Source organism: Myxococcus sp. CA056 (genome assembly GCF_013336715.1).
Taxonomy (GTDB): domain Bacteria; phylum Myxococcota; class Myxococcia; order Myxococcales; family Myxococcaceae; genus Myxococcus; species Myxococcus llanfairpwllgwyngyllgogerychwyrndrobwllllantysiliogogogochensis.
Window position 1 is genome coordinate 153,196 of sequence record NZ_JABUMT010000015.1, and the last position, 12,543, is coordinate 165,738.

Below are 12,543 nucleotides of genomic sequence, written 5' to 3' on the forward strand. Positions count from 1 at the left end.
CGACCTGGAGCGAGGGCCGCTGCTGAGGGCGAAGGTGCTGAAGGTGGGGGAGGCGGAGCACGTGTTGGTGTGGGTGGTGCATCACATCGTGTTCGACGGGTGGTCGGTGGGAGTGCTGGAGAGGGAGCTGAGCGAAGCGTACGAGGCCAAGATGAGAGGGACGGCCGTCGACGAACGGCGCCCGGAGGTGCGGTACGCGGACTACGCGAGGTGGCAGCGAGAGTGGCTGAAGGGGGAGGTGCTGGAGAAGCAGCTGACGTGGTGGAAGCAGCAGCTCGCCGGCGCGCCGCCCGTGTTGGAGCTGCCCACCGACAGGCCACGGCCCGCCATGCAGTCATTCAACGGGGGCCATCTCGCGGTGCGACTGCCTCCGGAGCTGGCGGGGGCGCTGCGCGAGCTGAGCAGGAAGGAGGGGGTGACGCTGTACATGACGCTGCTGGCGGGGTTCCAGGCGTTGCTCTCGCGCTACAGCGGACAGACGGATGTGGTGGTGGGGACGCCGATCTCCGGGAGGAACTGGAGGCAGGTGGAGGCGCTGGTGGGGTTCTTCGTGAACACGCTGGTGCTGAGGACGCAGACGCAAGGGGCGAGCTTCCGGGAGCTGTTGAGGAGGGTGAGGCGCGCATGTCTGGGAGCGTTCGCGCATCAGGACCTTCCGTTCGAGCAGTTGGTGGACGCGCTCCAGCCGAGTCGGGACCTGAGTCGCTCGCCACTCTTCCAGGTCATGTTCGTCATGCCTGGGCCCACGGCTCCGCTGGCCCTGTCCGGCCTCGCCGTGGAGGAGCTGAGCTTCGAGCCGGGCATGGCGAAGTTCGACCTCACGCTCTTCGTGCGCGAGCTCCCTCAGTCGCTCGTGACGTACTGGGAATACAACACGGACCTCTTCGACGAGGAGACGGTGTCTCGGATGGCGGGCCACTACACGCGACTGCTCCAGGCCGCGCTCTCCCAGCCTGGACAGGACGTGGAGGCGCTGCCGTTGCTGGGGGAGGCCGAGCGACGCCGCTTGCTCGTCGATTGGAACGCCACCGAGGCTCCCCGGTCCTCGGCGTCCTGTGTGAATGCGCTCTTCGAGGCGCACGCCGCGCGCACGCCCGATGCGGTCGCTGTCCGCTTTGGCGAACACTCGCTCACCTATGGCGAGCTGAACCGGCAGGCGAACCGACTCGCGCGATTCCTCCGCCGGGGTGGTGTGGGCGCTGACGTTCCGGTGGCCCTGTGTGTCCGACGTTCGCTCGACCTGGCTGTGGGAGTGCTCGGAGTCCTCAAGGCGGGCGGCGCGTATGTCCCGCTGGACCCCTCCTATCCACGGGAGCGCCTGGAGTGGATGCTCCGCTCCTCGGGTGCCACATGGTTGCTCACGCAGTCCACGCTCTCCGACGTGTTGCCGGACGGCGTGGCGCGCAGGCTCGACCTCGACACGGAGGCGGCGCGTTTCGCGGAGGAGCGCTCGGCGGACCTGGAGCCGCTCGCGGGCCCGGAGTCGCTCGCCTACGTCATCTACACCTCGGGCTCCACCGGTACGCCCAAGGGGGTGGCCATGCCTCACGGGCCTCTGCTCAATCTCGTGCAGTGGCAGCTCGGCGCGTCCACGCTTCCCAGGGGGAGGACGCTCCAGTTCTCCCCGCTGAGCTTCGACGTGAGCTTCCAGGAGCTGTTCTCCACCTGGGCGGCGGGAGGGGAGCTGGTGCTCATCACCGAGGACCTGCGCCTGGATGCGCACGCCCTGCTGGAGCTGATGGACCGGTGTGAAGTCGAGCGCCTCTTCCTGCCCTTCGTCGCGCTCCAGAACCTGGCGGAGGTGGCGGACCGCGAAGACTTCGTGCCGCGACGGCTCCGCGAAATCGTGACGGCGGGAGAACAGCTTCGGGTGACGCCGGCCCTGCGTCGCTTCGCGCGGAGATTGCCTGGGTGTGTCCTGCACAACCACTACGGGCCCACGGAGTCGCACGTGGTGACGGCCCACACGCTGGCCGGGGACCCCGAGTCATGGCCCGACCTGCCCTCCATCGGACGCCCCATCGCGAACACCCGGGTCCATCTGCTGGACGCGCGACAGGCACCTGTTCCCCTCGGTGTTCCTGGGGAGATGTACCTCGGAGGTGACGCGCTGGCGCGTGGCTATCTCCACCGGCCGGACCTGACGCTGGAGCGCTTCGTTCCGGACCCACTCGACCTCTCTCCCGGTGCACGGCTGTACCGCACGGGTGACTTCGCGCGGTACCGGCAGGACGGGACGCTCGAGTTCCTCGGTCGACGCGACGCGCAGGTGAAGGTGCGTGGCTATCGCATCGAGCTGGCCGAAATCGAGGCGGTGCTCGCGCGCCACCCGGCGCTGAAGGACTGCGTGGTGGAGGCGCGCGCGGATGGCTCTGGTCTCACGCGACTGGTGGCCTATGTCGTGGGCGGGGAGGGCGGTCCGCCAGCGGCCCCTGAGCTGCGGAGCTTCCTCAAGCAACGACTGCCCGAGTACATGGTGCCCGGCCACTTCGTGCCGTTGGACATGTTGCCGCTCACGCCCAGCGGCAAGGTGAACCGCCGCGCGCTGCCTGCTCCGGAGGGAGAGGTGGCTGCCCGATTGGTGGAGCGAGTCCCGCCGCGAACGTCGTTGGAGCTTCAGCTTGTCCGCGCATGGGAGGAGACGCTGGGCCTGCCTCCCGTGGGCATCCGCGAGGACTTCTTCGAGCTGGGTGGGCACTCGTTGTTGGCCGTGCGGCTGCTCGGGCGGATTCGCGGGCTGACGGGGCGGTCGCTTCCGGTGGCGACCTTGTTCCAGGGGGCGACGGTGGAGCGCATCGCGGGCCTGTTGCACCAGGACCAGGGGCCGACGTCGTCGCTGGTCGAACTGCGGAGTGGAAGAACGAAGCGGCCCTTCTTCTGCATCCACCCCGTGGGTGGAACGGTGCTCGCGTACGCGGAGCTCGCGCACCTGTTGGGGCCCGACCAGCCCTTCTATGGTTTGCAGGCACCGGGGCTCGACGGCGAGGCGCCGACCCTCGACAGCGTGGAGTCCCTGGCGGCCCACTACCTGCGCGCCATTCGTACCGTCCAGCCTCGTGGGCCCTACCTGCTCGGTGGATGGTCCTTGGGCGGCACGATCGCGTTCGAACTGGCGCAGCAACTCCAGGAGCAGGGCGAACAGGTGGACCTGCTGGTGCTCATCGACACCTATGCGCGAGCCCATCCCGGAGGTGCGGTGGACCGGGAGTGGCTGGAGCCCACGAGGTTGGGCGCGCTCTTCTTCAGGGACCTGCTGCGCGCGGCGGGCGCGGACCTTCCGTGCTCCGAGGCCGCGCTTTCACAGCTCGCTCCGGAGGAAGCACTGCATCTCCTGGAAGAGGCCGGTCGCAAGGCGGCGGCCCTGCCCGAGTCGGGCCTCAGCGCGCTGCGCGAGGTGTTCGAGTCGAATCTCCGGGCTGCCTGGCGGTATGTGCCCCGGCCGTACACCGGCACGTTGCTCTCCATCGAGTCGGGCGAGTCGCCCCGTGCTCACGAATGGGAGCTGCTGGCCAGGGGTGGCGTGGAGGTCCACACACTGCCCGGAGACCACTACGCACTGCTGCGGCTTCCGGGAGTGCAGCAGCTCGCCGCGATTCTGCGCGACGCGCTCGCGCAAGCCCAGGCGAAGACCCAGCCCCGGAGTGTGTCCGCATGAGCCGCGCTCAGCGCGAAGGACGTGGCGAGCGAGACCTCCCTCGAAGCGAGCCGACCCCAGAGTGTGTCCGCATGAGCCGCGCTCAGCGCGAAGGACGTGGCGAGCGAGGCCTCCCTCGAAGCGTGCCAACCCTGGAGGATGTCCGCGTGAGCCGCGCTCAGCGCGAAGGACTTGGCAATCGAGACCTCCATCGAAGCGAGCGGACCTCGGAGCATGGCCGCATGCGCGACACTCAGGTCGAAGGAGGAGGCAATCGCGCCTCCAGTGACGCGAGCCGGCCCGGCAGCAGGACGCGAACGCCCAGGGCCAGCGCGAAGAAGAGCAGTGCCGCGCATGCGGTGACGGCGCGCAGTCCCAGTCGGTCTCCCAGCGCTCCCTGCAACCACACCCCGCCCGAGTACCCGAGGTTGAGGACCAGATTGAACAGGCCGCTCACGCGCACCTGGAGCTCCGCGCTGGCGCGACCCTGGCACAGCGTCCTCAATCCCCCCACGGCAAGCAGATACAACGCGCCAAGGATGAAGAGCGAGACACCGGCGAAGGCCACGGTCGGCGACAGCCAGTACGCGGCGGCCACGGGCCCCAGCAGGAGCAGCGTCCTTTCCAGCAGAGGACCGCGTCCCCAACGCTCGGCCAGTGTCCCCGCCAGTACGGCGGCGGTGACCGCTCCCACGCCCTGCACAGTCGTGAGCAGCGACGCCGTGGCCGCGTCTCCATGGAGCACCCGCAGCGCGAGCACCGGCACCAGCGCGATGAAGGGGGAGATGAGCGCGGCCACCCCCAGCGTTCCACCCAGCGCCGCGGCGATGCCCACGTCCTCACGCGCCGCGAGCAGCCCGCGCTTCACGCCACTCCACAGGCCCTCACCGGGCCTCGTGCTCCCTCGACTCACCGGCCCCATCCACGCCAGCGCCACCAGCACGGCCACGAAGGAAATCGTGTTGATGAGAAATGCCCACGCCACGCCGCCTCGCGTGAGGACGATGGCCGCGAGCGCCGGGCCGAAGATGCGCCCCAGGTTGGCCTGCGCCAGGTCCAGACTGAGGCCGCTGTGAAGCTGCTCGGGCGGGAGAATCACGGCCGTCATCGCCGAGAAGACTGGCAGGGTCAGCGCGCTCATGCAGCCGTGCAGGACGCAGAGGATGGCCAGGGGCGTGAGCGTGAGCTGCCCCGTGGCCGCCAGCGCCGCGAGCGCCCCGGCTATCAGCGCCTGACCCAGCGTGCACACCGCCAGATACGCGCGCCGGTCAAACCGGTCCGCCAGTGTTCCCGCGAGCGGAACGAGGACGATGGAGGGCAGGAACGCCAGCGCGGTGATGCGGCCCATCCACTCCGCGCGTCCCGTCGTCTCCGTCACGTAGATGCCGAGCGCGACCAGCTCCATCCACGTCCCCAACGTGGAGATGAGCCCACCCCACCAGACCTTCACGTAGGCCGGGTGGCTGAAGGCTCGAAACGACGGATGACTCGAAAGTCGCCGAATGGACATGGGACGTGGCGACAGTGGAGCACAGAAATCCTTCGTGCCGAGACAGCTGAGAAATGCCACCTTGCTGCACTCGCGCGCCTTTCGTGGCTTGTCTTGACGAGGGCGGAGAAGGCTCCCAGACTGCACGCGCCTGGGACTCAGGGAGGGTGTGAAACATCGCGCCCCATGAACCCGTTGCCGTCAGCGACAGCGACGGCGGTTGAAGAAGGAGCAAGGGCATGCATGCACTGACGAAGCAGTCGGAAGCGACCGGGCAGGCTCTGTGTCCCACGTGTTCTCAGCCCATCGATGGTGAGGGCCGTGTGCAGGGCGAAGTCCTCACGTGCTCGGGGTGTGACGGCGAGCTGGAGGTGGTGGGCCTCAACCCACTGCGGCTCGAAGAGGCGCCCGAGGTAGAGGAGGACTGGGGCGAGTAGGCCCGAGGTCGACATGAGCGCGAACGAGACAGTGGAACAGCCCGTTCTCTCCCCCGGAAAGCTCTTCGCCCAGGCGGTCGTCACGCAGGGCGCGAAGGCCTCGGTGGATTTCTCTCACACCATCACCGAGGCCTTCCCGGGCTTCAAGCGACGGCCGCGCATCGCGGTGCGTGCCCTGTTCAAGGTCGCGAAGGCGGACGGCGCCAAGGTGAAGTACTGGCACGAGACGCCTCCCCAGACAGCGCCGACGGTGGCGGTGGAGGATGTGGGTCTGCGCCCCGAGGCCGCCTTCGAGTTCCACACGGACCTGGCGACGCTCAAGCCGACGACGGCCTGGATTCAAGTGCCCCCGGCGCTGCTCGACGACCCGGAGACGCTGGCGACCTTCATCGACTTCCGGCTGCTGGTGCGGCTGTGCACGGCGGAGAACCAGGCCCTCGCTCGCGGACGCGGAGGAGACCGCGTGCGCGGGCTCCTGGAGACGCCGGGGATTGCCCGCCTCCCCGCACGCTCGGACCCTGTCTCCTCGCTGCTGGCCGCGTGTGACAGGGTCGAGCAGATGGGTGGCAGCGCCGACGGCATCCTCGTCAACCCCGCGGACTACTACCGGTACTTCGTGGGACGCGGCGGACTGCTGGCGGACCTGACGAGCATGGGCGTGCGCATCGCTCGGGCGCGCATGGTGGACCCCGGGCAGGTCATCGTCGGGGACTTCACCGCGGCGGCCACCATCTTCGACAGCGGTCGCTCCTCCATCCGCTTCGCCGAGGCGCCCCCGGGAATCTTCCCGCGAGAGGGCCTGGCGGTATGCGGCGAGATTCACACCGCGCTCGTCGTCCACCTGCCGACGCACTTCTACGTCGCCTCGTTCGTCTGACGGACGTCGGGTCGGAGCGCGGCCACACCGTCCGGAGTCACTCGATTCCGGACGGCGGCGGCCGACATGCTCGGCTCAGGGCTTCTCCGCGTAGACCACCGCGTACTCGTCGCAGTTGAACAGCGTGAGCCATTGGAGTTGCTCGAACTCCATCTGCCGCGCGCGCCGCACGTCCTCGCGGACCTTGGCGACGGTGACACTGCCGGGCTGTCGCTCGGCGGCCGTCATCCCTCGCAGCGCGGCCAGCGCGGTGTTGACCGCCGGGTAGACATCCGACGCGATGGAGTCCAACCGGGCCAGCTGGAAGCCCGCGTGTCGCAGCTCGGAGACATAGCGCTGCGTCGTCCAGACGTTGGCCTCGGGAAAGGCAATCCGGCCCCGCCAGTAGCGGTGACGCAGGCGGCGACGCAGCCCCGCGCCCGACTCGCGGTCCGTCTTCTGACACATGTCCGCCATCACCAGCCGGCCCCCCGGGCGCAGCACCCGGAATGCCTCGCGCAGGAAGTCGCCGCGCGTCCGGAAGTGCATCGCGGACTCCAGGGCGAAGACGACGTCGAACTCGCCCGCGCCGAAGGGCAGCTGCGTCGCCGAGCCCAATTCCAGCTTCACGACGCCGTCCAGCCCGGTGAGCCTGAGGCGCTCCCGTCCGATGTCGACCTGCTTGGGAGTGACGTTGACGCCGACGATGCGCGCGGGGCGATACGTCTCCGCCCAGAGGATGTCCTGGTCCGCATAGCCGAAGCCGCAGTCCAGCACCGAGTCGCGCTCGCCCAGCCGCGCCGTGCGGGCGAGCAGGTGCGCCATCTGCGCCTGGGCCGCCATGAACAGCTCTCCCACGCGCTCGCAGTTCGTCTCGTCCACCCGCTCTACGTCACGCCAGTAGCCCAGGTTGATCCAGAACGGCTCCCGTCCGGTGCTGACGCGAATCTCTTGTGGCGTTGGAAGCCCTGTCACCCAGGCGCCCGTCTCGTTCGTATAGAAGCGCTCAGGGTCCGCCAGCACCGCGCTCTTGAGCTGCCTTGCGACCTGCATGACGTTGAACATCGCGAGCCTCCCCGACAGCGATGTTGGCATCATGGCGCGGAATGCAGGGATTGAGGAGCTGTCAGGACACATAAATGCCAAAGGCAAGCGTGGGGGTAGGTCTGGCAAGGTGGGAGGAATTGACGCCCCGCGTGCTCATGTCGGACCCAGCGGGTCTCCGGACGGGCCGCTCCTGGCGCGCAGGCCAGGGCCCAGCTCGAAGATGAGGCCGAACTGGACCAGACTCACCGGCTCCAGGAAGAGGATGTTGAGGTAGTCCTGGCCGTGCACGTACCGGACGAACGCGCCGAAGCCCGCGCCCCAGCGGGGGAGGGCGGCGGCTTCCACGTTGAAGGTCCACCGCTGGCCAGGTGTCTCTCCAAAGGGGCCGTTGACGTTGCCCTCCACGCGGAAGCGGTGCTCGAACCACAGCCGCTCCACCAGGAGGCCAAAGCCGACATGGCCATCGCCATACACTTCGCGCATCTCCGGGGTGATGCCGCCGAAGGCGAGTGAGGAATTGCGTTCGATGAAGGCCCCCACGCCGAAGCTCCAGGCGGAGCGACGGGCCAGGTCGATGTTCTCGATGAGCCGGAACTGGGCTTCCAGCCGGATGAAGTTGGTGGAGAAGTCGCCGCTGGTCTCATTGAGTGGCAGCTCGCCCTCGACGGACGCGCAGCCTCCCTCGGCCTCGCTCTGGTTGGCGTAGAAGCACCCCGCCTGTCCATTGGAGTAATGCCCCACCGAGACGTTGATGAACGACAAGGCCATTCGCCTGGGTTTGCCCTGGTCATCCAGCCAGGGCTTCCACAAGTGCGCCGCCTGGAGCGTCAGCTTGGGCATGAAGGACGGCGGAATGACGGGGCTGGACTCCTGCGCCAGCATGCGCAGCCGGATGTTCGGCGTCACCACCGCGCTCAGGATGTACTCACCCAGCGTGGGGGTGGCGTGGCCGATGTGGAGCTGGGGCAGGAAGAGATTGGGTGCGACCTGGGCCTCGAACACCAGGTGCGAGGGCTCCGGGTCTCCCACCCGGCGGATCCGGTTGGGCGAGAAGAAGACGTAGGAGCGGTCCAGCCCGACGTTGAACGGCGCGTCCAGTTCGAAGCGTGAACTCGCCTCCGCTCCCGGCGCCAGGCCCAGCAGGATGAGCAGCCAGACCCAGCGCCGCCACGACGGGATGCTCCCGGTGGAAGGAGGCCTCGCGGCGTCGGCGCTCCGGGAGGACCCGGTTTCCAGCGAGGGGAGGACAGGGGGCGAGGAGCGAGCGTCGAGGTGCACGGAGGTCTTCCCCGGTGAGGGGGCGGTGTGACCTCATTGATACGACGGACTTCAGATATTCCGCAACACGGAATATCTCGCTGGCGGATGATGAGTTTGTGATTGAGGCTGAAGTGGGGCGGCCCTGCCTTGAGGCGACAGGTCGTCAAAAACCCCCCAATCCCGGATTCGCTGACGCGCTGCGTATTGTGCGCCTTCACTCCGGGGCCTAAGTATCGCGCTGTTGTCAGAGTGCCAATAAGTAGTGGAGGGCTGCGCGCATGCGACTGCACCGAAGTCGTCAGTGGGCTTTTTCGAGTTCCTTGCTCCTGGCCCTGGTCGTCACCCGGGCGGAGGCCGCGGACCCGCCGTTGTTGGATGTGACGGCCAACCGCTCTCCGTTCGGGTCGGCGTGCCAGGGTCAGCCGGATTCCACGCCGTTGCCGGTGGACCCCCGAACCCTCGTTGTCCCGGGCATCAACAAGCCGGGGGCCGCGGTGCAGTTCAACGCGTACTGGGTGGACCTGCACAACCCGCCGCCGCCGTTCGTGACGACGCTGGCGCCAAACCCGACGAACTGTGGAGAGTTCCGCGCGAGCGTCGCCCGCGGAAAGAAGAACATCGAGACGCGGGCGTACTTCCAGCCCTTCTCGACGGCGACCGCGTACTACGGCATGTACACGCTGTGGGGATATCTGTTCCGCCCCTCGGACTTCGACGAGCAGGTCATCAAGCGCTACGGGATGTCGAAGGCCCCGTTCCGCAATCCCTATCCGATGCCCTGGGAGAACCCCAACCTCACCAACGGCGGCAGCGGTCAGCTCCCGCTCGGCCTGGTGCAGGAGCGCGACTCCAACGGCCGCTGGACGGGCGCCATCGCCTCCACCTGCTCGGGCTGCCATGACTCGCGGCTGGGCACCGAGTCGGAAGCCGGCTTTGTGTGGGGCCGCTCCAACGACGCCCTGGACGCGGGCCTCATCCAGTCCGACATGTTCCGCTCCACCGTGGTGGGCAACATCTTCCAGATTGCCCCCGTGCCCTGGAGCGTGGGCCGAGGCATGAGCGACGCCATTGGCATCGTCGACCTGCTGCCCGCGCTCTTCGACATGGACTCGCTGGCGATGGTGCCCAGCCTGCTCGAGTACTTCCCCACCCATGCCGGTGGCATGTCCCGCGCTCCCAACTGGTGGTACCGCGCGTTCAAGACGCGCCAGTTCTGGGATGGCGCGCTGACGTCCGACAACGTCCGCTCGGAGATGGCGTTCGCCGTCGCCAACCTGGGGCGCAACGCGGCCGAGCGCCGCGCGCTGACCGCCGAGTTCGAGGACAACGACAACTTCTTCGTCTCGATGTCGCCCCCCGCCTACCCGAAGGCCATCAACACCGCGCTGGCCGAGCAGGGCGCGGTCCTCTTCCACGAGCGTGACTTGTGGGCCAATGGCGCCAACGCCACCATTCCGAAGACTCCGGGCAACGGCTCCTGCGCGAGCTGCCACGGCGTCTACTCGCCGCGCTACGCGGTCAACCCCGCGTACCTGCCCGACCCGCGCCTCAAGGGCATCTCCGGCGTCATCACCCCCATTGAAACCATCCGCACGGACCCGGCCCGCAAGGATTTGATGGCGGACGAGCGCAAGCGCAGGGCGTGGAACACGTCCTTCCTCGCCTACAACGACGAGCACCCCAACCACGGCCCGTTCTACGACGACCCCATCAGCAGCGCCCTGCGCCGGGTGCCGCGCGCCGCGTATGACAACGGCATGGGGCCCGTGTACTCGCCCGAGGGGCCCAACGCGTGGATCAAGCCGTTCGGCTATGTGGCCACGCCGCTCTACGGTGCGTGGGCCTCCGCCCCGTACTTCCACAACTCCAGCGTGCCCACCCTCTGGGACGTGCTGAAGCCGTCGGACCGTCCCAAGGTGTGGAAGCGCCAGCAGACCTCCACCAACAACCTGGGCACCAACGCGGGCTTCGACCCGAGCCACGCCTCCTACGACTTCAACAAGCTCGGCTGGAAGGTGACGGCGCTGGCCTGTGGAGATCGCCCGGCCAATGACCCCTTCATCCCGTGCAGCCATGAGATGGCCACGCTGGACGTGCTGTTCGCCAACATCGCGAACGTCGTCGCCAACTACAACTCGCTGGCGTACCAGTCGCCGCCGCCCATCACCCAGAAGCAGATTCGCTCCCGCATGATCTTCAACTCGCACCTGTACGGGCTCGGCAACGAGGGTCACGACTTCACCCAGTCGCTCACCGACAGCGAGCGCTGGGCCCTCATCGAGTACATGAAGACGCTCTGAAAACGACTCACCCGTGACGGGCCTTTCAGCCTGTCACGGGTGAGTGGTGAAGCACGGCGGCCCTCCGGGAGGACACCCCCGGGGGGCCGTGGCTACATCAGGCGCTTGAAGAGGCCGAGCTTGCCCACGTACGGCGGGTAGCGCATGGCCAGGTCCAGCAGGAAGGGCCGCTTCACGACGCTCTTCTTGTGGCTGAAGGCATCGAAGCTCGCCTGGCCGTGGTAGCCGCCCACGCCGGACTCTCCCACGCCGCCGAAGGGCAGGCCCTCCGCCGCGAAGTGGACGCAGACGTCGTTGACCACGGCGCCGCCGCTCGACGTCTCCGTGAGGACCCGCTCGTTGACGGCCGAGTCCTTGGCGAAGCTGTAGAGGGCGAGCGGCTTGGGCCGCGAGCGCACGAAGCGGATGGCCTCGTCGATGCTCGGGCAGTCCACCAGCGGGAGGAGGGGACCAAAAATCTCGTCCTGCATCAGCGGACTGGACAGGGGGACGTCGGTGATGACGGTGGGCGCGAAGAAGCGTGAGGACGCCTCGCGCTCGCCGCCGAAGACCACCTTCCCGTGCCCCGCGAGCGCGGAGACCCGCTCGAAGTGCCGGGGGTTGATGATGCGGCCGTAGTCATTGCTGGTGCGCGCGTCGGCGCCGTAGAAGCCGGTGACGGCCTTCTGGACCAGCGCGGTGAAGCGCTCCTTGAGCTCGGGCGGGATGAGCACGTAGTCCGGAGCGATGCACGTCTGGCCCGCGTTGAGGTACTTGCCCCAGGCGATGCGGCGCGCGGTGACCTCCAGGTCCGCGCTCCGGTCCACGATGCAGGGGCTCTTGCCGCCCAGCTCCAGGACGGTGGGCGTCAGGTGTTTGGCCGCGGCTTCGGCCACCACGCGGCCCACCTGGGTGCCGCCGGTGAAGAAGATGAGGTCCCACCGCTCCGCGAGCAGGGCGCGGCTGGTCTCCGCGTCCCCCTCCACGACGGCGACGACTTCTTCCGGAAACGCCTCCGACAGCAGCCGGGAGAGCACGCTCGACGTGGCAGGGGCCAACTCGCTGGGCTTGAGCACGGCGGTGCAGCCCGCGGCGAGCGCCCCGATGAGCGGCGCTATCGACAGTTGATAGGGGTAGTTCCAGGGCGCGATGACCAGCGTCACGCCGAGCGGGTCCGAGTACTGATAGGCCCGCGCCGGCTGGATGACGATGGGTGCCGAGCCCCTGCGGGGCTTCATCCACGACTTCACGTGCTTGAGCGCGCTCTTGATCTCCCCGTAGATGCTGCCGACCTCGGTGAGATACGCCTCCTCCGCGCTCTTGTTCAGGTCCGACTTGAGGGCGGAGAGAATCTCCGCCTCGTACTTGCGCACCGTCTGGCCCAGGGTCTCCAACTGCGCCCGCCGCCACGCGAGCGGGAGCGTGACGCGGGATTCGAAGTAGGCACGCTGCTTTTCGACGAGCGCCTTCGCATCGAACGAAGACGGGACAGCGGCGAGGCGGGTGGAACCCTGGGCCATGGGACTTCTCCTTGCGTGAGA

Annotated in this window: 8 protein-coding genes; 4 read left to right on the forward strand and 4 right to left on the reverse strand. The window is 68.2% G+C overall.

Annotated features, from left to right (window positions below; genetic code table 11):
• The coding region (locus HUA76_RS37500; protein WP_174463593.1) for an amino acid adenylation domain-containing protein at window positions 1-3,655 on the forward strand (3,655 nt) is incomplete at its 5' end.
• A 232-nt stretch (window positions 3,656-3,887) separates the two neighbouring features.
• On the opposite strand, the gene HUA76_RS37505 is transcribed toward HUA76_RS37500, so the two are convergent.
• Complete coding sequence (locus HUA76_RS37505; protein WP_174463594.1) at window positions 3,888-5,144, reverse strand: MFS transporter; 1,257 nt, start codon at window positions 5,142-5,144, stop codon at window positions 3,888-3,890.
• Window positions 5,145-5,362: 218 nt separating this feature from the next.
• On the opposite strand from HUA76_RS37505, the gene lysW reads away from it, so the two are divergent.
• Together lysW and HUA76_RS37515 are read left to right on the forward strand one after the other, a co-directional pair.
• The gene (gene lysW, locus HUA76_RS37510; RefSeq protein WP_141644957.1) at window positions 5,363-5,560 is read left to right on the forward strand and encodes a lysine biosynthesis protein LysW; all 198 of its coding nucleotides are present in this window, start codon (window positions 5,363-5,365) and stop codon (window positions 5,558-5,560) included.
• A 13-nt stretch (window positions 5,561-5,573) separates the two neighbouring features.
• The gene (locus HUA76_RS37515) at window positions 5,574-6,437 is read left to right on the forward strand and encodes a family 3 encapsulin nanocompartment shell protein (RefSeq protein WP_174463595.1); all 864 of its coding nucleotides are present in this window, start codon (window positions 5,574-5,576) and stop codon (window positions 6,435-6,437) included.
• A 75-nt stretch (window positions 6,438-6,512) separates the two neighbouring features.
• Here HUA76_RS37515 and HUA76_RS37520 read toward each other — a convergent pair whose 3' ends face one another.
• Together HUA76_RS37520 and HUA76_RS37525 are read right to left on the reverse strand one after the other, a co-directional pair.
• Window positions 6,513-7,514: a cyclopropane-fatty-acyl-phospholipid synthase family protein gene (locus tag HUA76_RS37520; protein ID WP_254614740.1), complete on the reverse strand. Its 1,002-nt coding sequence runs from the start codon at window positions 7,512-7,514 to the stop codon at window positions 6,513-6,515.
• Between the two features lie 102 nt (window positions 7,515-7,616).
• Window positions 7,617-8,741 (reverse strand): hypothetical protein, encoded by a 1,125-nt coding sequence (locus HUA76_RS37525; protein WP_371823575.1) that lies wholly within the window; start codon window positions 8,739-8,741, stop codon window positions 7,617-7,619.
• 260 nt (window positions 8,742-9,001) lie between these two features.
• Between HUA76_RS37525 and HUA76_RS37530 the strand changes: the two genes are divergently transcribed.
• Entirely contained in the window at window positions 9,002-11,023 is a 2,022-nt protein-coding gene (locus HUA76_RS37530) for a hypothetical protein (protein ID WP_174463596.1), read from the forward strand.
• Between the two features lie 92 nt (window positions 11,024-11,115).
• Here the strand turns inward: HUA76_RS37530 and HUA76_RS37535 are convergent, their stop codons facing one another.
• A complete protein-coding gene (locus tag HUA76_RS37535) occupies window positions 11,116-12,522 on the reverse strand; it encodes an aldehyde dehydrogenase family protein (protein WP_174455655.1) in 1,407 nt (468 codons plus the stop codon).
• Window positions 12,523-12,543: the final 21 nt, after the last annotated feature.